18 protein-coding genes, 2 tRNA genes and 4 rRNA genes are annotated in these 25,664 nt (G+C 39.8%); 14 read left to right on the plus strand and 10 right to left on the minus strand.

Going from position 1 to position 25,664, the window contains the following annotated elements; translation table 11 throughout:
• Positions 1–9: 9 nt before the first annotated feature.
• The 6 genes from rrf (IW22_RS11785) to rrf (IW22_RS11810) all read left to right on the plus strand — a co-directional run bounded on the left by rrf (IW22_RS11785) (position 10) and on the right by rrf (IW22_RS11810) (position 6,166).
• Positions 10–117, plus strand: a 5S ribosomal RNA gene (rrf, locus tag IW22_RS11785).
• Between the two features lie 865 nt (positions 118–982).
• Positions 983–2,499 (plus strand): 16S ribosomal RNA (locus IW22_RS11790).
• Positions 2,500–2,714: 215 nt separating this feature from the next.
• Positions 2,715–2,788, plus strand: a tRNA-Ile gene (locus tag IW22_RS11795).
• Between the two features lie 101 nt (positions 2,789–2,889).
• Positions 2,890–2,963 (plus strand) — tRNA-Ala (locus IW22_RS11800).
• A 157-nt stretch (positions 2,964–3,120) separates the two neighbouring features.
• Positions 3,121–5,887: ribosomal RNA gene (locus IW22_RS11805) — 23S ribosomal RNA — on the plus strand.
• A gap of 171 nt (positions 5,888–6,058) precedes the next feature.
• Positions 6,059–6,166, plus strand: a 5S ribosomal RNA gene (gene rrf, locus IW22_RS11810).
• Together the 16S, 23S and 5S rRNA genes with 2 tRNA genes alongside form the textbook arrangement of a ribosomal RNA operon.
• Positions 6,167–6,586: 420 nt before the next feature.
• Here the strand turns inward: rrf (IW22_RS11810) and IW22_RS24385 are convergent.
• Positions 6,587–6,748 carry a bacteriocin-like protein gene (locus IW22_RS24385; protein WP_165571882.1) on the minus strand — a complete coding sequence of 54 codons (162 nt, stop codon included), beginning with the start codon at positions 6,746–6,748 and terminating at the stop codon, positions 6,587–6,589.
• A gap of 264 nt (positions 6,749–7,012) precedes the next feature.
• On the opposite strand from IW22_RS24385, the gene IW22_RS11815 reads away from it, so the two are divergent.
• Entirely contained in the window at positions 7,013–7,285 is a 273-nt protein-coding gene (locus IW22_RS11815; protein ID WP_034726821.1) for a bacteriocin-like protein, read from the plus strand.
• Between the two features lie 178 nt (positions 7,286–7,463).
• Positions 7,464–7,652, plus strand: coding sequence for a bacteriocin-like protein (locus IW22_RS24255; RefSeq protein ID WP_131401728.1), 189 nt, complete (start codon positions 7,464–7,466; stop codon positions 7,650–7,652).
• Positions 7,653–7,750: 98 nt separating this feature from the next.
• Here the strand turns inward: IW22_RS24255 and IW22_RS11820 are convergent, their stop codons facing one another.
• Positions 7,751–8,701 (minus strand): isopenicillin N synthase family dioxygenase, encoded by a 951-nt coding sequence (locus IW22_RS11820; RefSeq protein WP_034726822.1) that lies wholly within the window; start codon positions 8,699–8,701, stop codon positions 7,751–7,753.
• A gap of 84 nt (positions 8,702–8,785) precedes the next feature.
• On the opposite strand from IW22_RS11820, the gene menD reads away from it, so the two are divergent.
• Positions 8,786–10,462, plus strand: coding sequence for a 2-succinyl-5-enolpyruvyl-6-hydroxy-3-cyclohexene-1-carboxylic-acid synthase (gene menD, locus IW22_RS11825; protein ID WP_034726823.1), 1,677 nt, complete (start codon positions 8,786–8,788; stop codon positions 10,460–10,462).
• Here the strand turns inward: menD and IW22_RS11830 are convergent.
• Entirely contained in the window at positions 10,459–11,085 is a 627-nt protein-coding gene (locus IW22_RS11830) for an aminotransferase class IV (protein WP_034726824.1), read from the minus strand. The two genes, menD and IW22_RS11830, sit on opposite strands and share 4 nt — an antisense overlap.
• On the minus strand, positions 11,069–12,046 hold the full coding sequence (locus tag IW22_RS11835; protein ID WP_034726825.1) for an aminodeoxychorismate synthase component I: 978 nt from the start codon (positions 12,044–12,046) through the stop codon (positions 11,069–11,071). The genes IW22_RS11830 and IW22_RS11835 overlap by 17 nt, the downstream gene beginning before the upstream one ends.
• A gap of 47 nt (positions 12,047–12,093) precedes the next feature.
• Here IW22_RS11835 and IW22_RS11840 point away from each other — a divergent pair, with 47 nt between their 5' ends.
• The 4 genes from IW22_RS11840 to IW22_RS11855 all read left to right on the plus strand — a co-directional run bounded on the left by IW22_RS11840 (position 12,094) and on the right by IW22_RS11855 (position 14,954).
• Complete coding sequence (locus IW22_RS11840) at positions 12,094–12,816, plus strand: hypothetical protein (RefSeq protein ID WP_034726826.1); 723 nt, start codon at positions 12,094–12,096, stop codon at positions 12,814–12,816.
• A gap of 73 nt (positions 12,817–12,889) precedes the next feature.
• Positions 12,890–13,627 carry a beta-carotene 15,15'-monooxygenase gene (locus tag IW22_RS11845; protein ID WP_034726827.1) on the plus strand — a complete coding sequence of 246 codons (738 nt, stop codon included), beginning with the start codon at positions 12,890–12,892 and terminating at the stop codon, positions 13,625–13,627.
• Between the two features lie 6 nt (positions 13,628–13,633).
• Positions 13,634–14,725 (plus strand): AI-2E family transporter, encoded by a 1,092-nt coding sequence (locus IW22_RS11850; RefSeq protein WP_034726828.1) that lies wholly within the window; start codon positions 13,634–13,636, stop codon positions 14,723–14,725.
• A gap of 1 nt (position 14,726) precedes the next feature.
• Positions 14,727–14,954: a DUF3820 family protein gene (locus tag IW22_RS11855; RefSeq protein ID WP_072925780.1), complete on the plus strand. Its 228-nt coding sequence runs from the start codon at positions 14,727–14,729 to the stop codon at positions 14,952–14,954.
• An 84-nt stretch (positions 14,955–15,038) separates the two neighbouring features.
• Here the strand turns inward: IW22_RS11855 and uvrB are convergent, their stop codons facing one another.
• The 3 genes from uvrB to IW22_RS11870 form a co-directional block, all read right to left on the minus strand.
• On the minus strand, positions 15,039–17,030 hold the full coding sequence (gene uvrB / locus IW22_RS11860) for an excinuclease ABC subunit UvrB (protein WP_034726829.1): 1,992 nt from the start codon (positions 17,028–17,030) through the stop codon (positions 15,039–15,041).
• 152 nt (positions 17,031–17,182) lie between these two features.
• A complete protein-coding gene (locus IW22_RS11865; RefSeq protein ID WP_034726830.1) occupies positions 17,183–18,955 on the minus strand; it encodes a M56 family metallopeptidase in 1,773 nt (590 codons plus the stop codon).
• Between the two features lie 2 nt (positions 18,956–18,957).
• On the minus strand, positions 18,958–19,329 hold the full coding sequence (locus tag IW22_RS11870; RefSeq protein ID WP_034726831.1) for a BlaI/MecI/CopY family transcriptional regulator: 372 nt from the start codon (positions 19,327–19,329) through the stop codon (positions 18,958–18,960).
• A 106-nt stretch (positions 19,330–19,435) separates the two neighbouring features.
• On the opposite strand from IW22_RS11870, the gene IW22_RS11875 reads away from it, so the two are divergent.
• Complete coding sequence (locus tag IW22_RS11875; RefSeq protein WP_034726832.1) at positions 19,436–20,653, plus strand: PQQ-dependent sugar dehydrogenase; 1,218 nt, start codon at positions 19,436–19,438, stop codon at positions 20,651–20,653.
• 44 nt (positions 20,654–20,697) lie between these two features.
• Here the strand turns inward: IW22_RS11875 and IW22_RS11880 are convergent, their stop codons facing one another.
• From IW22_RS11880 to IW22_RS11890, 3 genes are all read right to left on the minus strand, one after another.
• Positions 20,698–23,130, minus strand: coding sequence for a TonB-dependent receptor plug domain-containing protein (locus IW22_RS11880; RefSeq protein WP_034726833.1), 2,433 nt, complete (start codon positions 23,128–23,130; stop codon positions 20,698–20,700).
• A 162-nt stretch (positions 23,131–23,292) separates the two neighbouring features.
• Complete coding sequence (locus IW22_RS11885) at positions 23,293–24,450, minus strand: pyridoxal phosphate-dependent aminotransferase (RefSeq protein ID WP_034726834.1); 1,158 nt, start codon at positions 24,448–24,450, stop codon at positions 23,293–23,295.
• Between the two features lie 5 nt (positions 24,451–24,455).
• Entirely contained in the window at positions 24,456–25,535 is a 1,080-nt protein-coding gene (locus IW22_RS11890) for an FAD-dependent monooxygenase (protein WP_034726835.1), read from the minus strand.
• Positions 25,536–25,664: the final 129 nt, after the last annotated feature.

The following is a 25,664-nucleotide window of genomic DNA, read 5'->3' on the forward strand; positions in this document are numbered from 1 at the left end:
TACCTTCTTTAGGGTGGTTTTAGCGGTGGGGCTCACCTGTTCCCATTCCGAACACAGAAGTTAAGCCCACCAGCGCCGATGGTACTGCGAAAGCGGGAGAGTAGGCCGCCGCCAGTTTTTATTTAAAAGTCTCATACAGCAATGTGTGAGACTTTTTTTTGTTGTATACCCATCTACCCATCCCAACCATAGCTATAGCTATATCAATTACCTTGGCCATAAGCAATAAGCAATAAGCAATGAGTAATGAGGGAGCAGAAACTACTACTACTACTACTACTACTACTACTATCCAATATCACTTATCAATCATCATTTATCTTTACATAAGCCATAAGCCATAAGCCATAAGCCATAAGCAATAAGCAAAGTCCTGTACAGAAGTGTACCGGATTTTTTAGTTTTAAATCTTGACAATGATTTATCTTCCCTCATTGTGGATAACTGCACTATTCTTATAATGATCTATTAATTAATGATTTAAAATGATAGTTATCCCCATTGTGAATGTATTGTAAACTTTATGTTAAATAAACTTGCATTGCGTTTGAATAAGTTGTTATCTTTGCCCCACTGAAAAACGAAAGTGTATCAGTAGCACAGAAGAGCTTTTCGATAAGCATTAACTATTTACACGAGCTTTAGGAAGCAGACGAAAATCTTTTAAAATTTTTAGAAATAAAGGTTGTGGGATTTAAAAAAGTTTGTATCTTTGCAGTCCGGTTAAACGGGGAGCAGAAGCGAGTAAAGATTGAGGTTTAGGAGGGGTTAAGGTTACTTAAAAGACTTTAAATTTTTCTCCAAAAACATTTGGTCGATTAAAAATAAATAATTACTTTTGCAACCGCAAATAAGGAACAGAACGACAGAAAAGCTTCTTTATATATTGCGGAAAGAAAAAAGATCATTGACATACAATATACAACCAAGTAAGAAAAAACTAAAGCGTAATAAAAAACTTTGAGCGGGTCAGGAAAAACATACAATGGAGAGTTTGATCCTGGCTCAGGATGAACGCTAGCGGGAGGCCTAACACATGCAAGCCGAGCGGTAGGTTTCCTTCGGGAGACTGAGAGCGGCGCACGGGTGCGGAACACGTGTGCAACCTGCCTTTATCAGGGGGATAGCCTTTCGAAAGGAAGATTAATACCCCATAATATTTTGAGTGGCATCACTTAAAATTGAAAACTCCGGTGGATAAAGATGGGCACGCGCAAGATTAGATAGTTGGTGAGGTAACGGCTCACCAAGTCTACGATCTTTAGGGGGCCTGAGAGGGTGATCCCCCACACTGGTACTGAGACACGGACCAGACTCCTACGGGAGGCAGCAGTGAGGAATATTGGACAATGGGTGAGAGCCTGATCCAGCCATCCCGCGTGAAGGACGACGGCCCTATGGGTTGTAAACTTCTTTTGTATAGGGATAAACCTTTCCACGTGTGGAAAGCTGAAGGTACTATACGAATAAGCACCGGCTAACTCCGTGCCAGCAGCCGCGGTAATACGGAGGGTGCAAGCGTTATCCGGATTTATTGGGTTTAAAGGGTCCGTAGGCGGATCTGTAAGTCAGTGGTGAAATCTCACAGCTTAACTGTGAAACTGCCATTGATACTGCAGGTCTTGAGTGTTGTTGAAGTAGCTGGAATAAGTAGTGTAGCGGTGAAATGCATAGATATTACTTAGAACACCAATTGCGAAGGCAGGTTACTAAGCAACAACTGACGCTGATGGACGAAAGCGTGGGGAGCGAACAGGATTAGATACCCTGGTAGTCCACGCCGTAAACGATGCTAACTCGTTTTTGGGTTTTCGGATTCAGAGACTAAGCGAAAGTGATAAGTTAGCCACCTGGGGAGTACGGACGCAAGTCTGAAACTCAAAGGAATTGACGGGGGCCCGCACAAGCGGTGGATTATGTGGTTTAATTCGATGATACGCGAGGAACCTTACCAAGGCTTAAATGGGAAATGACAGGTTTAGAAATAGACTTTTCTTCGGACATTTTTCAAGGTGCTGCATGGTTGTCGTCAGCTCGTGCCGTGAGGTGTTAGGTTAAGTCCTGCAACGAGCGCAACCCCTGTCACTAGTTGCCATCATTCAGTTGGGGACTCTAGTGAGACTGCCTACGCAAGTAGAGAGGAAGGTGGGGATGACGTCAAATCATCACGGCCCTTACGCCTTGGGCCACACACGTAATACAATGGCCAGTACAGAGGGCAGCTACCAGGCGACTGGATGCGAATCTCGAAAGCTGGTCTCAGTTCGGATTGGAGTCTGCAACTCGACTCTATGAAGCTGGAATCGCTAGTAATCGCGCATCAGCCATGGCGCGGTGAATACGTTCCCGGGCCTTGTACACACCGCCCGTCAAGCCATGGAAGTCTGGGGTACCTGAAGTCGGTGACCGTAACAGGAGCTGCCTAGGGTAAAACAGGTAACTAGGGCTAAGTCGTAACAAGGTAGCCGTACCGGAAGGTGCGGCTGGAACATCTCATTTTAGAGCGTCTTAAAGACGATAAACAAAATTAGTACAGTAATGTACATTGATTCTGCTTAAAGTAAGCTTTAGTTTTTTATTTGGTTGCTATATATTATAAAAATACAAAACCCACTAGAAATTAGTAAACGGGAACGAGCGATAGAGTATGAAGGGAGTTTAAGGTATATGCAAATATTACTGATCACTCATTACCCATTACTCATTTATCACATAGTCTCGTAGCTCAGCTGGTTAGAGCGCTACACTGATAATGTAGAGGTCGGCAGTTCGAGCCTGCCCGAGACTACTAATTAAAGGGATGTAACAAGTACAAAGTAGGTTGTACAATGTATGATACTTTCATACATTATACATTTTACATTATACAAAGTACATCTTCAGCTAGAGGGGGAATTAGCTCAGCTGGCTAGAGCGCCTGCCTTGCACGCAGGAGGTCAAGGGTTCGACTCCCTTATTCTCCACAGTTTTGGAAGTTTGATTTAAAAGTTACGAATAGAGCCAATAACAATATTCGTTCATCAAGCTGAAAAGAAGACATTAAGATCATTGACATTAACGGTAAAAATATCACAAAGAGAAAACCGAGCGCATAGAGCGCTTGAGTAACCAATAAATAGGAAAGAAATCGTTAAGGGCGTATGGCGGATGCCTAGGCTTTCAGAGGCGAAGAAGGACGCGGTAAGCTGCGAAAAGCTGCGGGGATCGGCACACACGAATTGATCCGCAGATGTCCGAATGGGGCAACCCGTCTGGTTGAAGACCAGTCACTCCAAATTTATTTGGAGAGCAAACCCGGAGAACTGAAACATCTAAGTACCCGGAGGAAAAGAAATCGAAGAGATTCCGTAAGTAGCGGCGAGCGAAAGCGGATTAGCCCAAAAGCTTTTATATGTTTAATAGAATGTTCTGGAAAGAACAGCCATAGAGGGTGATAGCCCCGTATATGAAAGGCATATTTAAGTGATAAATGAGTAGGGCGGGACACGTGAAATCCTGTCTGAATATGGGGGGACCATCCTCCAAGGCTAAATACTCCTGAAAGACCGATAGTGAACAAGTACTGTGAAGGAAAGGTGAAAAGCACTTCGAATAGAAGGGTGAAATAGAACCTGAAACCGTACGCCTACAAGCGGTCGGAGCCCACAAGTTGGGTGACGGCGTGCCTTTTGCATAATGAGCCTACGAGTTAATTTTGCTAGCGAGGTTAAGGACTTAAGGTCCGGAGCCGGAGCGAAAGCGAGTCTGAATAGGGCGCTTAGTTAGCAGGATTAGACGCGAAACCTTGTGATCTACCCATGGGCAGGTTGAAGCTCTGGTAACACAGAGTGGAGGACCGAACCGGTTGACGTTGAAAAGTCTTCGGATGACCTGTGGGTAGGGGTGAAAGGCCAATCAAACTGGGAGATAGCTCGTACTCTCCGAAATGCATTTAGGTGCAGCGTCGATTTACAGTTTATTAGAGGTAGAGCTACTGATTGGATGCGGGGGTTTCATCGCCTACCAATTCCTGACAAACTCCGAATGCTAATAAATGATGGTCGGCAGTGAGGGCATGGGTGCTAAGGTCCATGTCCGAGAGGGAAAGAACCCAGACCAACAGCTAAGGTCCCCAAATATATGTTAAGTTGAAGCAACGCGGTTGGACTGCATTGACAGCTAGGATGTTGGCTTGGAAGCAGCCATTCATTTAAAGAGTGCGTAACAGCTCACTAGTCGAGCGGTCCGGCATGGATAATAATCGGGCATAAACATATTACCGAAGCTATGGATTTGTATCTTAGGGATACATCTGGTAGGAGAGCATTCTATTTGCGCCGAAGCAGTATCGTGAGGTATTGTGGAGCGGATAGAAAAGAAAATGTAGGCATAAGTAACGATAAAGCGGGCGAGAAACCCGCTCACCGAAAGACTAAGGTTTCCTCAGCCATGCTAATCAGCTGAGGGTTAGTCGGGACCTAACGCGAACCCGAAAGGGGTAGTGGATGGACAATGGGTTAATATTCCCATACTTGCTCACACTAAAAAGGGGACGGAGTGCCGTACTTACTGGAGACTGACGGAATAGTCAAGACCTAGCCTTCGGGCGAAGTTGTTGTAGGGAAAGTGCTTCCAAGAAAAGCCGAAGTGAAGCAACCCGTACCAAAACCGACACAGGTAGTCGAGGAGAGAATCCTAAGGTGCTAGAGTGAATCATGGTTAAGGAACTAGGCAAAATAGTCTCGTAACTTCGGGAGAAGAGACGCCAGCAGCAATGCTGGCCGCAGTAAAGAGGCCCAGGCGACTGTTTATCAAAAACACAGGACTCTGCAAAATCGAAAGATGCAGTATAGGGTCTGACACCTGCCCGGTGCTGGAAGGTTAAGGAAGGTGCTTAGGGTTAAACCGAAGGCATTAACTGAAGCCCCAGTAAACGGCGGCCGTAACTATAACGGTCCTAAGGTAGCGAAATTCCTTGTCGGGTAAGTTCCGACCTGCACGAATGGTGTAACGATCTGGGCACTGTCTCAACCATGAGCTCTGTGAAATTGTAGTCTCGGTGAAGATGCCGAGTACCCGCAATGGGACGAAAAGACCCTGTGAACCTTTACTATAACTTCGTATTGACTTTGAGTAAGTAATGTGTAGGATAGGTGGGAGGCTTTGAAGCGGGCACGCTAGTGTTCGTGGAGCCAACGTTGAAATACCACCCTTTACTTACTTGGAGCCTAACTTCTGTATGGAAGGACATTGCGTGGTGGGTAGTTTGACTGGGGTGGTCGCCTCCAAAAGAGTAACGGAGGCTTTCAAAGGTACCCTCAGCACGCTTGGTAACCGTGCGTAGAGTGTAATGGCATAAGGGTGCTTGACTGTGAGACCAACAAGTCGATCAGGTGCGAAAGCAGGACATAGTGATCCGGTGGTTCCGTATGGAAGGGCCATCGCTCATAGGATAAAAGGTACTCCGGGGATAACAGGCTAGTCTCCCCCAAGAGCTCACATCGACGGGGAGGTTCGGCACCTCGATGTCGGCTCGTCACATCCTGGGGCTGGAGAAGGTCCCAAGGGTTGGGCTGTTCGCCCATTAAAGTGGCACGCGAGCTGGGTTCAGAACGTCGTGAGACAGTTCGGTCTCTATCTATTGCGGGCGTTAGATGTTTGAGAGGGCTTGATTCTAGTACGAGAGGACCGAATTGAACAAACCTCTGGTGTATCAGTTGTTCCGCCAGGAGCACCGCTGAGTAGCTACGTTTGGAAGAGATAAGCACTGAAAGCATATAAGTGCGAAACTCGCCTCAAGATGAGACATCTTTTAAGGGTCGTTGGAGATGACGACGTTGATAGGCTATAGGTGTAAAGGCAGTAATGTCATAGCCAAGTAGTACTAATTACCCGTAGATTTATAGCCTATGGTTATTCAGTAAGTATAATTAATTATCTAAGCCTTCTATGCGCAGTAAAGGTTTTGTCTTTGTGAATGTTTTTATCGAATTAAAACTTGTAAAATGTAGGCTGTACCAAGTATAATGTAAATACATTGTACAAGATACATCCGACATTCTACAATATATACCTTCTTTAGGGTGGTTTTAGCGGTGGGGCTCACCTGTTCCCATTCCGAACACAGAAGTTAAGCCCACCAGCGCCGATGGTACTGCGAAAGCGGGAGAGTAGGCCGCCGCCAGTTTTTATTTAAAAGTCTCATACAGCAATGTGTGAGACTTTTTTTTGTTGTATACCAATACCAACCAATACCCAAACCAAACATAAGTAATGAGTAATGAGTAATGAGTAATGAGTAATGAGGGAGCAGAAACTACTACTACTACAGAACATCACTTATCATTTATATATCCATCGGAAAAAGCTTTAGCCAAAATTTATAGACGAACGCTTTTCTTGTATTGTATCTTTTCCCATAATAAAACTGAATCCGCTTAATCTGTCAGATCTGCGCGAGATTGTATCCAATTAAAAGGGAAATTAGCTTTATTTGTAATTCTCAAGCCTTATTAAGAGGCTTTATTCAAGAGAATGGATAAAGATATAGAAAAACAAAAAACCGCTCTAAAAGGGCGGTTTTCTTATTCTTTCTGATTTTTCAATCTTACATAGTGTTGTCCGGGCATTTGAAGTCATCACTGCAAGTTGCACAAACTACGGTACCGTTGCAGTAATACATACAGAATTCAGGTTCAGGAAGTTTAATTGCTCCTGCACCGGAGATGCTTTTTAATTGGCCTTTGTCTAGTTTTTTTAGATTTTTCATATTGTTTTAATTAAAAATTTGATAGTAAAGTAAAGATAATTAAAATATTATTAACTAAAATAAAATGTGGTAGGTTTTAGTATTAAATTTTATGAGACTATAAATATTAGTCAATATAAATGAGAAGTTGATACATAAAATTTCATCATATAGTGAATAAATTAGGTTAAATCTTTGGTTATTAATTAAAAATATTTAATTTTAGATAAATCAAAGCGAAATCCGAAAAGCTTATAGAGTAGGAAACATCAAAAACAAAGAACTATGAAAAATTTAAAAAAACTTTCCCGTGTGGATCAAAAGAAAATTTCTGCCGGAGACTTAACTCCATCTTTCTGTTTTGAAGGCGAAGGACCCGGAACCGGAGGATGTTCGGCAGGACATATCTGCTCAGGGGGTAGATGTGTACCGTATGTAGATCCTGGAACTGGTGGTGGAGGCCCTGGACAAGGTGGTGATACCTATACATGCATTTGCCCGTGGGGAACTGTTACGCAGACCACTCCATGTCCGGAGTTTTATTGTATAACTGGATAATTTTACAAAGTAATGAAGCCTGAAGATAAAAGAGAGAAGTTATAAAGAACAATTTTAAACAGCTTTACAGCTATTTTGATGGTTGGGATGTCTAAACTTAAAATAACCGTTAGAATATAGCTTTTCAAACTGTTTTAACGGTTTCCGATGTCTCCAGTAATTAATACAAACTATAATTATGAAGAATCTAAAGAAAATTGATCGAAAAGACCTGAAAGACATCAGTGGAGGATCAAGAAATTGTTTTGAAATAAGAGATACTTTCGAAGATCCCTGTGCAGAACTGAATAGTATGGGAACAGGATGCTACCGTTTTAACAGTTGTAGTCTTTCCTGTGAGAGAATGTCTTGCGGGCTTGGTTTTTAACCAGCTTCCACGATAAAAATGAAAGTCAATAATTAATCTGAAGGTTGCCAGCACTAGGCTGATAACCAAAATACAGATCAATTATTGACTTTTTTATGTTACTTTTTGATAAGTCCTAATTCAATAAGTCTTTCATGTAAAAATTCTCCCGCCGTTGTATCTTCATATAACTTAGGATTTTTTTCGTCAACACAGTTTTCAAGAGCATTTAACGACATTCCGCTTACGGGATGCATAAAAAACGGGATTGAGTACCTTGAAGTCCCCCATAATTCTCTAGGCGGGTTAACCACTCTGTGAATGGTAGATTTCAATTTGTTGTTGGTATGTCTTGATAGCATATCTCCGACATTGATCACCAATTCATCCGGTTCTGCAATAGCATCGATCCAGTCTCCGTTGTGGTTCTGAACCTGTAAGCCTTTCCCCTGAGATCCCATTAAAAGGGTAATCAGGTTAATGTCACCGTGAGCAGCAGCTCTTACTGCGTCATCTGGTTCCTGAGTGATGGGTGGATAGTGGATAGGTCTCAAAATAGAATTTCCTTCTGCGATTTTATCATCAAAATAAAATTCATCCAGACCAAGATAGATAGCCAAAGCTCTTAATACAGACTGGCCTGTTTTTTCAAGCATCTGGTAGGCTTCTTTTCCTACTTCATTGAATTTCGGAAGTTCATCAACGATGACGTTGTCCGGATACTCTGATTTGTACTTTGAATCATCAGATACATACTGTCCGAAATGCCAAAATTCTTTTAAATCACCTTTTTTGAAACCTTTGGCGGTTTCTTTACCGAATCCTACGTAACCTCTCTGGCCACCGATTCCTGGAATTTCATACTTCTGCTTCGTTTCTACAGGCTGGTCAAAAAAGTTTTTAACCTCTCCATAGAGTTCATCTACTAGTTTGTCATCAAGAAAATGGCCTTTTAAGGCTACAAAACCAATTTCTTCATAAGCTTTTCCGATTTCATTTACAAATTTCTGTTTGCGTTCCGGGTTGTCCGAAAGGAAATCACGCAGGTCTACACTAGGTATTTTATCCATTTTTAGAAATTTACGAATTACAAAATTACATATTTTTTGATTGAAATGATTTTAAAATAGGTATTTATCCGTTAAATTTGCTGTATGAAAAAATATTCTTCTAAGAGAAGTATTCAGATACTTGCCCATCTTCTTCAGCAGTACGGAATTTCAGATGTCATCATTTCCCCGGGATCCAGAAATGCACCTCTGGCGATTCATCTTTCAGAAATTGATGCCTTCAACTGTTATAGTATTGTAGATGAAAGAAGCGCAGCTTTTGTAGGAATAGGAATGGCAATAAGTGAGAAAAAACCTGTGGCGATAACTTGTACCAGCGGTTCTGCCGTGGCCAATTATTACCCTGCGGTGACTGAAGCTTTTTACCAGAATGTTCCGCTTTTGATCCTGACAGCCGACAGACCGACAGATTTTGTAGATATTTTTGACGGGCAGACCATCAGACAGAAAGATATTTTTCATCAGCATTCTTACGGTGACTTCCAGCTTATAGAAGACAGCAAGGAGAATGCGGAAGACATTAATTTTGATATTATTAAAAAAGCAATCGAGCTCTGTTTTGAAAAGCAGGGACCGGTACATATTAATATTCCTTTAGAGGAACCACTGTATGAGTTGGTTTCAGAACTTCCTTCTTTCCCGACCGTTGAAAAAACGATCAGACATAAGGAATACGAGATTCCGTCTAACTTAATTGCAGACTGGCATACGTCTCAAAGGATCATGCTTTTGGTTGGAACCAGAGATTATAGCCCGGAACTGGAAAATCAATTGACGCAACTGGTAAAAAACCATTCTGTGGTTGTATTGAGTGAAGCCAATTCCAATCTTTATCACGAAAAGTTTTTCAGACATATCGACCGTTATATCTTTAATTTTACTGAGGAAGATTACAAGACCTATGCTCCGGATCTTCTGATCACAGTAGGGCAGAACGTCGTTTCCAAGAAAGTAAAACAATTTCTGAGAAATGCACGCCCAAAACAGCACTGGCATCTGGATGAAGTATGGCAGCCGGATACCTATTTTTCTCTGACGGAGAAAGTCGAGGTGAAGCCTGAAGTTTTCTTTTCCAAACTCTTGAAGTTCATTAATCTCGAACCGAGACCTTATTTTAATCTTTGGGATGTTTTAAGGGATAAAAAAGATGCGAAACACGAATTGTTCCTGAATAAAGCTGAATTTTCAGATTTTTATTTCTTTAATAAAGCTTCGCAAACCATTCCTGAAAACTATAATATCCATTTCAGTAATTCTTCAGCGATCAGATATGCACAGCTGTTTGATTTCGGGAAAAGAAAAATCTATTGCAACAGAGGAACCAGCGGGATAGACGGTTCAACCTCTACGGCGATGGGCTTTGCTATTAAAAATGCAAACCCCACGTTGCTTATTACCGGAGATTTAGGGTTCTTCTATGATATCAACGGACTTTGGAACCAATATATTCCACCATTTGTAAGGATTATCATTTTCAACAACGGGGAAGGAAATATCTTTAAGATCATTCCGGGACCCGGAAATGCCAATCCAAATACGCTGGATGAATTTATCGCGACCAAACACCGCAAACATGCTGAACATTTAGCCAAACATTTCGGATTCTCCTACATTAAAGTGGAAGATGAGCCTACATTGGACAGAGTTCTGGAGAATTTCTTCAAGCCTGATCTGCAGCCGAAAATCCTGGAAGTAAATACTTATGGGAAAAACAGCGCAGATGTTCAGAAGGCCTACTTCGAATTTATGAAAGGAAATTAAAGATCCAGATATTCTTCATTCCCCGGCAGATTGTTAATTCTGTCGATCGGGTAAATAAACATATCATCAAAATCATTCAGGGCATTAATCAGTTGGAAATGAGAAAACTGCTTAATGTTCTGAAGGATGATTTCCGTTTCTTTTATCTTCTTGTGTTTCAACAGGTTCTGTCTCTGTACTCCGTTCAGAAGATAGGTATTCGGGGTGAACCAATCCTTACCTTTAAGGAAAAGAATGTTTGAAAAAGAGGTATCGGTGATATGATTGTTTTTGACAATAATGATTTCCTCAGCTTTAGATTTCATCTTCATTTTCTCCAGCTCCTTACGGTCCTCAAATTTGAAAGAATAGTCGAAGCTGTTGTTTTCCACCAGCTGAAAGCTCTGTATTTCAGGAATGGCGTATGGAATCATCTGGGTACGGATTCTTTTATCAAGATCATAGGAAAGTCTCAGCTTAAACAAGCCGTCTTCGTCATGTTCAAGGTTTTTGAAGATCTTCCCCAGATCAATAGACCCTTCCTTTCCGAAATGGGCAAATGTCTGGTTGACACGTTTTTGATGTAGGTCTAAAAGGAAAATCTCCTTATCTTCTACTTTTATGCTTTCAATGAATTGGGACATAGATTTTATTTTTCATTTCCTGATATTCGTCTTCTAACCTGCTCATGTGTGTTATACCGCCACCACTTTTGAAATAAAGCTTATCTCCCTCTTTTTCAATAAAGCGTATCATGACGCAACTGTCCAGGTTTTCACCATCAAACCAGCCGCATACTCCGGTATAATATCCTCTGTCGTATCCTTCTGCTTCTAAGATTATTTCCAGCGTTTTAGGCTTTGGAGCCCCAAGAATGGATCCGGCGGGAAGCAGTTTTTTCATTAGGCTTCCGATCTTTCCTGCAAATTCAGGTTTTACCGTTCCCGAAATTTCAGAACTCATCGCATACAGGTCTTTCTGCTGCGTTCTGATGAGATCTATATGCTGGAACTGATCCACTTTCACATCGTTGGCCACCATACTGAGATCGTTTCTCAAAAGATCAACGACTGTATAATGCTCTGCCTTTTCTTTTTTATCGTTTTTCAAAACTTCGGCCGCATTTTCCAAAGATGCATCAATAGTGCCTTTCATTGGATACGTTAAAATTTTGCCGTCTATAATCTTTACAAAAGTTTCAGGAGAAAAAAATACAAAAAAATCTTTAGAATACACTTTGTACTTCGCAATTGAATGATAAAAAATTTCATCAAGGCTTAAATTCGTCTGAACTTCCGTTTTTCTGGTATAATTCGTAAGATAAGAATTTCCGAGGCGAATATTTTTCTGGACTTTGTCAAATCCATATTTAAAACTTTCCAGAGATTCAGGAAGCGGTTTCCATTCAATCTTTTTGTTAAGATCGTGCGCCTGTTCTGAGTTTGAAAAGCTTTGAAAATCAATCAACAAACCTGATTTACTAATTTCATTTTCTTTATATACCTGTACATTTTCCGCAAGGAAATCGATCATGAAAAAGAACGGCACCTTCTGAAGGGAAAGTTCGTCCATTTCCAGAAATTTTTGATGATTCATTGAAAACATCCTGCAAAAATAATTAATGATGATTACTTTTGTGTAAAATTTTTTTGATGCAGAGTAAATATCCACAGAAACCGGGAATAGATTTTATATTGAAGCAGGCTTTTTTCTATTGGAACAAGACACTTTTCTTTCAGTTAGTATTTTCAATCTTTTATTTTGGAATTTTTTTCACCGTGCTTTTCTTCTTTGATGGGAGATATGGAATTTTAGGACAATATGCAGAAGCTGCAAAATATGCAAAAGACGGTTTGGAAGCCTATTCTGCACAGGTTGTAAAAATGCAGTCCACGCCAGGATTTCAGTATTTCTCGTGGGCAATTATGGGGACATCCATCTTCCTTTATCCCCTGAACGTAGGTTTTTTCCAGATTTACAGAAAAATTGATCTGAACGAAAAGCTGGAATTAGGAGATCTTCTTGTAGGCTACAATGGATTTAATTTTTTCAAATACATCGGTTATTATATTTTCTGGTCATTTGTTTATGTGTACACCCTTCAGACTATTATTCTCGCTATTGTCTGGGTTTTTGTCACAGTCTTCGTGGCTCCGCTAATGTTTTTTAACAATAAAAGGATTTTTGAAGCTATTTCATTGAGTGTTCAGGCTTTGAGAAGATATTTCCTGGAGATATTGGTATGCACTATAGTGGCTGTTTTCTTTAAATATATCGGTTTCACCTTATTTTTTATTGGAGGTCTGTTTACATTTCCTTTCTGGAATGCTATGATTTATTCTTTGTACAAAACAGTTTTCTCTGAAAAAAGCTAAATTTTAAAAAGGTTTAATTATGTTTTTCTGCCAAAAAAAGTTAATTTTGGTAAAAATCATTAAATATTAAACTATGTCAGAATTTAACGAATTTGACCAACAGGGGTCCGTTCCAAACAGAGATACGGGATCCATCATTTCGCATTCCTTTGAAATGTTTAAAGGAGTTTTCCTTTACGGAATCGTAGCGATGGTAATTTACATGATAGCAGGTTTTGCGATCCAGTTTCTTACCGGGTTCAATTCTGCTTCCATGATGGAGGAGATGAAAGATGCCGGCGGCGATTATTCCAACTTCAGCTACTGGAATGTTCCGGGATTTTCACTGTACCTTTCATTATCAGGTCTATTGGGGCTTTTGCTGGCTCCTTTGTATGTAGGTTTGATCTACATTGTTAATAAGTACAATACCAAAAGCCAGATCGATTTTGCTGATTTGTTCATTGGATACAAGCAGAACTTTGTAAATATTCTGATCTATGCTGTTATTTCAGGGATTATTTCCACTGTTGCGATGTCATTGTGTTTCTTCCCTATTATTTTTGTTTATCCATTTCTTTTACTGGGTTATCCCATCTTATTATTTGAAAATGCATCAGCAACCGAAGCTTTAGGAAAGTCTTTCAATATTGCAAAAGAAAATTATGGAACGTTTCTTGGAGTGACAGTATTGGGAGCGTTAATCTCTTTTGCAGGAATTATTCTGTGTGGTATCGGTATTCTTGTAACCGCTCCGTTCATGATGATTGTAATGTATTCTGCATACTGTGCTTTTTTAGGCAAGCCAAGACAGATTGAATTTAAAAAATAATTATAAATGATCAATAAGGATAAACAGATAAGTAGCGTTGCGATAAAACAGGTCGCTCTGCTGGCCATTATTTTGGTTCTGGCCGGGTTAATCTGCTTTAACCTTTCGCTATTCATACCGTCGGTACTTGGGGCCATCACGATTTATGTGGTCTGCAGAAGATACAATTTCTACCTGCAGGAACAGAGAAAGTGGAAACCCTGGCTTGCAGCGCTTGTGCTGATGCTGGCGAGTCTTGTCATCCTTATTCTTCCTATCTATTTTATTGCGGACCTTCTGATCGAGAAATTAGGAAATGCCCAGGCGTATATGGCCAAATTCAATGTGTTTCTGGATAAAATTCATTCCTATGTTTACTCAAAAACAAACTTTGATTTTCTCAGCAAAGAAAATATGGATAAACTAAAGAGTTCTGCCGGAAGAGTTTCCACATCAGCGCTAAGCGGGACATTCAATACCCTTACGGTGGTGATGTCCATGTATTTTATTCTTTATTTTATGCTGGCCAGTCCAAGGTTGTTCGAGAGAATTCTGAGTTCGTCTGCTCCGCTGAAGAGAGCGAATATTTCTTTGATCGGCGAAAAGCTTAGAAAACTGATTATGGCCAATGCCATTGGGATTCCGGTGGTAGCATTAGGGCAGGGGGTTGTGGCACTTATAGGGTATTTCATCTTTGGAGCACCCAGTCCGGTTCTTCTTTTTGCTTTAACGGCTGCTGCTTCCATGGTTCCGGTTGTAGGGGCTGCTATTGTTTATGTTCCGGTCTGTATCTTTATGATTGCAGAAGGAAATACGGGCCAGGGACTAGGTCTTGCAGCTTACTGTTTGATCGTTGTAGGTCTTACGGATAATCTGCTTCGTTTTACGCTCCTGAAAAAACTGGAAAATATCCATCCGCTGAATACCGTTTTCGGAATTATTATGGGGATGAATTTATTTGGTTTTATGGGACTTATTTTCGGACCGATCCTAATTTCATTTACCTTATTGCTTATTCAGGTGTACAGGAATGAATTTTCAGATGAAGATACGCCGCCAGAGCTTGAACTGCCGGATAAAGATAATGATCAGGGAAATAAAGTTAATTTAATCGTATAAAGTGGAAGGAGTCAATTCAGAAATATTAAAAGAGATCTGCATCATGAAGATGCCTTTCGGAAAATACAAGGGAACAGTGCTTGCCGATCTTCCTGTAAGCTATCTTGAATGGTTTAACAGGAAAGGAATGCCTCCAGGGAAACTGGGAATGCAGCTTGCCACCGTTTATGAAATTAAACTGAATGGGCTGATGGAACTTCTGATTCCGATCAGAGCTTCTTTAAGATAAACACTGAGTTTTTCCGAAGATTGAATATATAAATTTGGGGGCGGCATCTTCGATGCCGCCCCCAAACCGTTTTAGTAAAATAAATTATTCTCTCAACGCAGCAATCTCATCCCTAAGCTTAGCTGCTTTTATAAAATCTAAATTTTTAGCCGCGGCTTCCATTTCTTTCTGTTTTACACCGATCATTTTTTCAATGTCTGCGTCTCCATAGTTAGCTTTGGTTTCGGCTGCTTTCTGAAGGATCTCTTTTTGGGTATATTTTGGATCAGGGAAATCCTTGCTTCTTCCCACAAGATTTTCAGAGATTTTTTTATTTAAAGCAGTAGGAACCTTATTATTGTCTGTGTTATACTTGATCTGCTTTTCACGACGGTAGTTGGTTTCGTCTATCGTCGCCTGCATAGATTTTGTCATTTTATCAGCATATAAAATAGCTTTTCCGTTAAGGTTTCTCGCAGCACGACCCACCGTCTGAATCATTGATCTTCTGCTTCTCAGCATTCCTTCTTTGTCTGCGTCTAATATGGCTACTAAGGAAACTTCAGGTAGATCCAGACCTTCTCTCAATAAATTGACACCAATTAATACGTCGAAAAGGCCCACACGCAGATCATGCATAATCTGAATACGTTCCAGTGTTTCTACATCTGAGTGGATATATCTTGTTCTTATCCCGAACTTCATAAAGTATTTGGTCAGCTCCTCAGCCATTTTTTTCGTAAGTGTCGTTACCAGAACCCTTTCGTCTAGATCTGCTCTTTTCCGGATTTCTTCCATCAAATCATCGATCTGGTTTAAGCTGGGCCTTATCTCAATGAGAGGATCCAGAAGACCAGTCGGACGAATAATTTGCTCTATATATTCTCCGCCGGTTTTCTCCAGTTCATAATCAGCGGGCGTTGCAGAAACATAAATAACCTGATTTTGAATTGATTCATATTCTTCAAATTTCAATGGTCTGTTGTCCATCGCAGCAGGAAGTCGGAATCCATATTCTACCAAAGCTTCTTTTCGGCTTCTATCGCCACCATACATCGCATGTACCTGAGGTACCGTAACATGGCTTTCGTCAATAATCATTAAATAATCTTTCGGAAAATAATCCAATAAACAGAACGGTCTTGACCCGGGAAGTCTGCCATCTAAGTAACGTGAATAATTTTCAATTCCGGAGCAATATCCAAGCTCTTTGATCATCTCCAGATCGAGCTCGGTTCTTTCTTGTAATCTCTTTGCTTCCAACGGCTTTCCTATTTCGCTAAAGAAATCTACCTGCTTTACCATGTCATCCTGAATGTTTTTTATGGCGCCGTTCAATGTTTCTTTTGAAGTAACAAAAAGGTTAGCAGGATAGATCTGAATTTGGTCAAAATTAGCCGTAACATTTCCTGAAACCGGATCAAAACTCTGGATTTTTTCAATCTCATCACCATAAAACTGAATCCTGACCGCATTATCTGCATAGGCAGGAAATACATCTATCACATCTCCCTTTACCCGGAATGTACCTCTTTGAAAGTCACTTAAGGTTCTTGAATACAAAGCATTAACTAAAGAGTGAAGAAAAGCGGTTCTCGTCACCTTTTCTCCGGTAGAAATTGATATTAATGACTTGTGAAACTCTGCAGGGTTTCCCACACCATAAATACAGGATACGGAGGCAACAATTAAAACGTCCCGTCTTCCGGACAGTAAACTTGCAATGGCAGAAAGACGAAGTTTCTCAACCTCCTCGTTGATGCTCAGATCTTTTTCGATATAGGTTCCGGTGGTGGCAATGTATGCTTCCGGTTGGTAATAGTCGTAATAACTGACAAAATATTCTACAGCATTATCAGGAAAGAATTCTTTAAATTCCATGAAAAGCTGTGCGGCCAATGTCTTGTTGTGAGCCATGACAATCGTTGGTCTTTGCACATTTTGCACAAGATTGGCAACGGTAAAAGTTTTCCCGGACCCTGTTACACCCAGCAGGGTTTGATACTTCTCACCAATTTCTATTCCTTTGGTAAGTTTTTCAATAGCTTGTGGCTGGTCGCCGGTAGGTTTATATTCTGATTGAAGATTAAAGTTCATAGGAAATGATGTATACAACAAAAATACGAAAGAAATTTTTAGCCTTCATAAAGTATTTGAAGATGAATATTTTGTTAGTAAAATTTTCACCTTTTTGGAATGTATACAAAATAAAAAGAGCGCTGAAATAGTAGCGCTCTTATAAATTGATCTTACTGAAAAGTCATGGTTGCCGGCAGTTTGTAGATGGAAGCTACTGCTTTTCCATCTTTAGTGGCGGGCTTCCATACGGTTTCATTGTTGATGAGCTCAGCGGTTTTGATAATTTCGTTGGTAAATACCTCATTATTACCTGATCCTGTTACTTTTGTTCCTTTTCCGGTCTCGTCAATATGAATATAAACCGTTGAACTGAGTGTTCCATTTTTAGAACTGAACTGGCTTGTGTCTACTGTCATACCTATTTTTTTTCTTAAAGCGGCTTTTCCGCCCGGATATTCTGCTTCAGTAGAATTTTGATTGGTGTTGGTGCTGATATTTGTGTTTTTACCTTCATTATTATCTGTCTGTGTTGTTTCTTTAAGAGGAATGACATCTGTAATCTCTTTGATACTTTCCTTTTTAATTCCCATTGCCGTATGAGGTTTTTCTTCCTTCTTTTTCTCGAAATAATCATGGGTCATTAAACTCACCTGATAAGGCTGAGGATTTTTTGCTGTTCTTGCGTTCTTAGCAACTCCACTGATGATAATACTGGCAAAGTCAGATGTTTTGTAGCTGTTCAGGCTGCTGTTATCTACCTTTTTAGAATCAATCCACACCGCGTAATTGCTTTTATCCAGGAATGATTTCAGCTCATTATCAGTAGGAATTCTTTTTATTAAGTCAGGAGTATTGAAGAATGTGATTTTTTGTTCACTCTTTTGTGCATCAGTTAGTTGGGAATAAAGTTCTTCCAGTCTTTTCTTATCACTGTCAGAGATCTTTTTAGAGAATTCTGCATATTTTCCACTATTTAAAAGATCGGAATATTTACTTAAAATACTCTTGAATTCCTTATAAGGATCGGTTGTTGATGAATGGCCTGTTGCTATACTGCTTACTTTTTGAGTTTCTGCTGTCAAAACAGGCTCAATAACATACGTTCGTTCTGCAAATAAAGCTGCAGCTGCAACAAGAGCTGTAAGGCCGGCTGCTTTTTTCAATACAATGAATTTTGATTTTTTTGCGGTCATCATAATAAATCGTTTTTTGGTGTTGTTAAAATTAAATGAATGGGTTAGGTGTAAATTTTGTCCGGCTATAATCTCCTCAAGGATTAAGCTTTGATAGTCTTTTACGTTGTATCTGCTTTTCAGAACAGCTTCATCTGCCAGAAATTCATGATTGGTCATAATCGCTTTTTTATAAAGAAATAAAACCGGATTGAACCATGTGAAAATCTTTAAGAGATCCATTAAGATAAGATCGATACTGTGCTTCTGATCCAGATGACTCTTCTCATGAAGAAAGATTCTAGGATCGATTGTATTATCTTTTATATAATCTTCGCCTAAATAAATCGTATTCCAAAAGCTGAAAGGCGCAAGATTTTCTTTCGTTATAACTACTCTGTGATTCTGATACAGATGTTTTTCCCCTTGTAGTCTTTTAACTGCCCGAATAGACAAGATGCTTTTTATCAGGAAGAAAAGTGTGACAATTCCATAGATGATCCACAATACATTCATCCAGTCAAAACTTTCCTGCACAGGTTGAGTGTATATGATCTGCTGGGCTGTTTCTTCAAAGATGATCTCAGGCTTATTCTCAGGTCTTGGCTGCTGTACTGTGATTGTTATAAACGGAATCACGTAAGAAAGAACCAGGGAAGACAGTAAGTAGAACCTGTTGAACCGATACATCTTCTCTTTTTCTAAAAAGAGATAATAGACAGCAATGAATATAGAAGAACACAGAATGATTTTTAGAATAATGGTCAGCATTTTTATTCTTTTATCTGTTCATCTATAATATCACGGAGTTCTTTCAGCTGCTTTTGACTGAATTTTGCATTGGAAGTAAAAAACGAAGCGAACTGAGTCACTGAGCTATTGAAAAAACGGTCAATCATGGAGGTCATTTCCTCGTTGAAATATTCCCCTTTTTCTACTTTTGGATAGTATTCGCGGGAATTTCCATATAGTTTGTATCCTACCAGGTCTTTGTTCTGCATCCTTTTCAGCAGCGTGGCGATGGTAGTTGCGGCGGGTTTGGGTTCCGGATAGGCATCAAGAATATCTTTCATGAAAATATGTTTCTTTTCCCAAAGGATTTCCATAAGATTTTTCTCGGAACCGGTTAATTTTATATCTTTCATTCTACAATGTTGTAATTTGTTCTACAAATGTAGAATAAAAATTTATACTCACAAATTTTTATGGCATTATTTTTCTATTTATCTTTTAACCACTAATCACAACTCTATGAAATTCAATCATATTTATGTACCGGCGCTCAGTGTGTTTTTGTTTTTATCTTCGTGTAATAAGAACACTGCCAGCGCCCAGAAGACAGGAAACGACGGCAGTGTGGAAACTGAGAAACCGAATACTGACTACCAACCGGCTTTTAAAGGACAGACCAGAATTAAAGCAGTAAAAACATCAGCTGCCTATAAAGTGGAAGTTCTGAATAAAGATCTGGGAAGACCTTGGGGAATCATCAACCTTCCGGACGGCAAGTTTCTGATAACCGATAAAAACGGTCATATGAACGTCGTTTCTACAGATGGGAAACAGGTTTCTAAAATCGAAGGATTTCCAAAAGTAGATGCAAAAGGACAGGGCGGAATGCTGGATGTAGCTCTTGATCCTGATTTCAAATCCAATAACATCATTTATTTTAGCTTTTCAGAGCCATTTGGAGAGGGAAATCTGACTTCGGTAGCCAAAGGAAAACTTTCAGCAGACCTGAAAAATATTTCTGAGGTAAAAGTTATTTTCCGTGCGGAGCCTTCTTACGATGGGGATAAGCATTATGGAAGCAGGCTGGCTTTTGACAAAGACGGAAACTTATTTGTAAGTACGGGAGAAAGATCTGACAAAGAAACCCGGGTTTATGCTCAGAAAACAGATAATTATTTAGGCAAAATATTGAAAATTACCAAAGATGGAAAACCTGCTCCCGGAAATCCGTTTATTGGGAAACCTGGATATAAGCCTGAAATTTATGCATATGGTGTAAGAAACCCCCAGGGTATGGCTATAGATCCGAACGGAACACTTTGGGACGTGGAAATGGGACCAAGAGGCGGAGATGAAATCAATCTGATACAGCCCGGAAAGAATTACGGTTGGGGAGACGTAACTTATGGAATTGAATATTCCGGAGCAAAAGTTGGAAGTGGGATCACTCAAAAAGCTGGAACAGAGCAACCTGTATATTATTGGGATCCTGTAATTTCTCCAAGTGGAGTCACTTTTTACACCGGAAATATAGAAGAATGGAAGGGAAACCTAATCATTGGATGTCTGAGCGGTGAGCACATTAACAGAATCGTGATGAAAGATAATAAAGTAGTAGGCGAGGAGCGCCTTCTTGCTGATCAGAAGGAACGTTTCAGAGATGTTCTGGATGGAATGGATGGTAATCTTTATGCTGTAACCGATAGCGGAAAACTGTATAAAATTTCTAAAAAATAAAAAAATCTCCAGATATATTTCTGGAGATTTTTAATGTTTTTTATTTAAAACTTAAAGTTTAGTCTTGCGAAAGCCTGTCTTCCTGCAAAGCCCATCTGTACAGGATCGAAAATCCCTCCGGACTCTGTATTGCCGTCTACAGCAGCGGTTTGTAGGGTAGGATATCGATTAAATAAGTTCTTACTTCCAATGGTTAAGTTGAAATTCTTTGAGAACTCGTAACCGAAAGAGATATCGGTGGTTACTTTTGCGCCATAAAGTTGGTAGTCATCTGCACCGCCGTAGCCTATTAGTTTTACTTTGTCAAATCTTACCAGCTGAAGATTGGCGTTGAACTTATCAATTTTATAGTTTAAATTCAGATTGATCTTTGTTTTCGGAGCTGAAGCTAAGATGAATGCTCTTTCTCTTGGGCTAAGATAGACCTCTTCTTTTCCCTGCAGTTTATCTGATGTATTGACTTTGGTAATCTCCATTTCATTATAGTTTCCGGCTAAAGTAGCCGTCAGTCTTCCCGAACCAATATTTTCATTGTAGCTTAAAATAACATCTACTCCCTTCGTTCTGGTGTCAATAGCATTGGTGAAGAACTGGGCCTGGTCAATATGATTTTCAGCCAGAATTCCGCCTATCGCGTCATCGTCTTGTGAAAAGTTACCGGTCAATACGATTCTGTCTTTTACTTTAATATAATATCCGTCTACAGTTGCGGTGAATTTTCCGGTATTAAAAGTAAATCCGGCACTTCCGTTTAATGAAGTTTCCTGTTTTAACTGTGGAATTCCCACCGTTTTAGCCAGATCGCTGTCATTAGATGCCAATTGAATAGTCACCAGATTTCCTCCCTGGAAATTGGTAAACTGAAGACTGTAATATTTCTGTGCTAAAGAAGGCGCTCTGAATCCCGTTGAAACCGAACCTCTGAATGCAAACTGAGGCGTGAAAGCATATCGTGTGGCAAATTTTCCATTCAGTGTACTTCCGAAATCACTGTAGTTTTCAAATCTTCCTGCCACACTGATCATCCACTTCTTAGTAATGTCAAGTTCAGTGTCTACATAAGCGGCAAAATTATTCCTGTTTTTGTCGACTGCTTGTGAATAACCTGGAAAACCCTGTGAACCGCCGGGACGTACATCTCCCGAAATCGGATTGGTTACGAGTAAACCTTGAGGGGTATTGGGGGTAACAATATTTCCATTGATATCATACATCGCGTAAGATGCTTCTTCTCCTTTAATGATTTCAAACTGTTCATACCTGAATTCAGATCCGAAGGCTACGTTTAATCCTTCCAGCACTTTAAATGGTTTGGAGGCATTAAATCCTGTTGTATTCTGAAGAAGAGAGTGACCTCCGGCATTAAAACCTCTCGGTGATTGTATTCCTAAAGTAGCATTGATGGTATTATCAATGTCATAAGTAAATCTATTGCTTCCGAAAGCGTTGTAAAAATCTACATCCCAGTCAGCGACTTTAAATTTTAGTCCATTGTCAAAAGTAAAATCTGTAATGCTGGTGTTCTGCATCGGATTGAATCCATTTGGATAAACTTCCGGAATATTTCCGTCTGCATCTGCAGATCTTGTCCACGCATAAGCATTGGTTTTACGATGAGAAAATCCTTGACGGGAATAAAACTTCAAACCGTCAGATAACGGAAGCTCTACATTTCCGAAGAAATAAATATTCTGGGACTTTGCATCTCCGAACTTTTCTCTTGGAGACGAATATTTTTCCGGGTTAGCATTTCGTATGGTACGTTCTTTATTGACAAATTCTACTGTGAAGTTTCCAAAACCTCCTTTGTTCCCGATTTTTGTTCCCAGGTTTCCATTGAAATTGAAGGTGGTTCCGTCTATTTTACGTTCAGATACGACATCTTTATCTCCCGGACTTTTAAACAGGTTCATTCCGTAAAAAGCATTCCCTTCAAAGCCGTGATTCCGGTCATTAAGAATAACGTTGATCACCCCGGCAATCGCATCAGAACCATATTGAGCCGAAGCTCCGTCGCGCAGCACTTCAATTCTTTTTATGGCTCCAATTGGGATTGTATTCATGTCTGATCCTGTATTTCCACGGCCTTTTGTGCCGAAGAGATTGATCAGTGATGATTGGTGGTATCTTTTTCCATTGAGTAAGAGAAGCGTCTGATCCGGCCCTAGTCCACGAAGGGTGGCGGGATCTACTGCATCAGCTCCATCTGAGCCCGATTGTTTATTGGAGTTAAATGAAGGTGCACTGAACTGAAGAAGTTGGTTTACCTCTATCTGCCCTGTCGACTGGCTTACTTGCTTGATATCAATAACGTCAACAGGAACAGGGGTATTGGTAACGGTTCTTTTTTTATTACGGCTTCCGGTAACGGAAATCTCGTCTATTCTGGATTCTTTGGAAATAGTATCATTGGTGTTTTGCGAATAAAACATCGATACAGTCCCTAAAAAAAGAACACTTGTGTATATTATTTTCATATTTCATATCGGATTTGGTGATTGTTTCAAAAATATTGAAATTTATTCTCAAATCAATGTGAAAATGAAGTATTGTGTATGAATTATTTAAATGAACGTTGATTTTGTTTAAATTAAGAAAAATATTAATTATTTAACTAAAAACAAAGAATTTTTTTAACCTTAAAAGCTTCTAATAATTCGATCGAGACCTTCTTCCAAAATTTCCTGAGAAGTGGAAAAACAAATCCGGATATGACCTTCCGCCCCTTTTCCAAACCATCGTTCGGAGCCGGGAACAACCGCAACTTTCCCGTGCTGCAGGACATGTTGGGTGAATTCATCACTGGTCAGATTGTTTTTAATCTTTGGAAACAGGACGAAAGTGGCTTCCGGTAAGTTAGGACTTAAGATTTCTGAACGGGTCAGAATGTCAAAGGCAAGATCTCTATTGTTCTGCAAATGACTCAGAAATTCCTTGTACCATGGCTTTGCTCTTTCCAGGGCGACACTTGCTGCAATCTGTGACAGGGTAGAAACTCCTTCTATGGTCGAATTAAAATTTGATTTCTCTGTAAAATCATCCAAAATATCCTGATCATTACACAAAACAGCCCCGATTCTCAAGCCTGCAATTCCAAATGATTTTGAAAAGCCATAAACGGTAAAACTTTTCTTCTTGGCCTCCTCTGAAACGGATGAATAGGTGTGAAAGTCTTTATTGTCATAAATAATATCACTCCATATTTCATCGCTCATCACCCAAAGATCATGGGCCGAAGCAATTTCAGAAACCTTTTTCAGGACTTCTTTAGAATATACTTTTCCAAGTGGATTGTGGGGATTGCAGATGCTGATCAGTTTGGTTTTCGGATTAATCTGCTGAACCATTTTCTCGAAATCAATAGCTCCCGTTGTGTGATCTACAGGACATAATTTCACCGTTCCGCCTGCTGCTTCCACGGATCTTTTGAACAGAAAATCCACTGGATCTAAGATAATAGCTTCGTCTCCGGGTTTTAAAACATAGGACGCGATCAGGAACATTCCCTGGGCGGCACTGTTGATGGCCAGTATATTTTCAGGTGAAAAATTTCCATGCTTATCTGTATTAAAATGCTCTGCAACATTTTTTTTGAACTCAGGAAGTCCGGAGAAAGGTCCGTAGCTGAGGTAGCCGTCTTTGATATATTCTATGATTCCCTGCTCGATTTCCAGGGCGGTCCTGAAGTCAGGATCTGCTGCTGTAAGTGGGATAATACCTTCTTCTATGGCTGCCCATCTTCCGTTGTAGGCTTTTCTTTTTAGTGCTTCAAAATTGATATCGTTATTGCTAAACATGGTCTCTATTTATATGATATGGGTAAAATATTTTCGGTTTGCTGGTCAAGAGGTTTTAGAAACTGGTCGAGCAGAATTCTTCCGTTTCTGATGTGGATTTCTATTTCCGGTTTTCTTTCAGCTTCATATTTTCTGAAAGCATCAGTGATGTTTTCTTCTGATGTTAAATATTGGGTAAGGGTATAAGAATCCTTTAATGCTGAGGTGACGCCCTGACTTGTAAAAGGGATAAGCGGATGGGCTGCATCACCGATGAAAACAATATTGTCTTTATAAAAAGGATTAAGTGTTTCCAGTTCATAGACACGCCACAAATGTACATTTTCATAATTCGATCCTTTTACGATGGATGAAACCATAGGATCCCAATCGTCAAAAATATCAAACATATAATTTCTAAGGCTCTCAACAGAAGACGTTTCACTGATCTTATATTTTTCGTTATCAAGCTGGGAGTACCATAAGACTGTATCTTCCGAAAGTTTAAGGATGCCAAACGTTAATCCGCCGTCTTCATGGTGGTATTTCATGAAATTACTCTCTAAACGGGCTGCGATGTCTTTGCAGTGGATGATATTGACGATTTCATTTTCCTGAACGGTTTTCATCGTTTCATCTTTGAACGTTTCTCTTCTGATACGGCTTTTGGAACCGTCTGAAACAATTGCCAGATCAGAATCGATATAAGTTCCGTCCTGCTTTTTCAGCTTCCCTTTTTGAATAGTGCAAGGGGTAACTGTTTCCTCATACGTGATTTTTTCAGTTGGAATATTCCGGGCAAGAATCTTGATCAGAGAGCTTCTCGAAATCACGAAAACGTCATGAAGATCTTTTTCTGCCAGTATTTTTCCTTTGTGTGAATACCGGATGTATTTCTTTAAAAAATTACCCTGTTTGAAAAGCTCAGAAGGATCAACAATCTGTGAAAGATATTCTATTCCCTCCTTGGGAAGGAGAAAGCCGTGGCCTGTAAGATCATCTTTTTTTCTTCTCTCATAAATATGGTAATCCAGTTGGTTTTTTTCTAGGTAATTCGCTATGCTTAAGCCGGAGATGCCGGCGCCCACGACAGCAATTTTGTTCATTTCGGAATAGTGGAATTTTTCAGTTAGTGTTTTAGCTTACATCATGTAAACTATTATTTTGATAAGTGCAAATGTAAATTAAAAACACTCACTAATTGAAAAAAATAATTGAATATGATTTAAAACTGT

Origin of the sequence: Chryseobacterium sp. JM1, from assembly GCF_000737715.1 — a bacterium.
GTDB lineage: Bacteria > Bacteroidota > Bacteroidia > Flavobacteriales > Weeksellaceae > Chryseobacterium.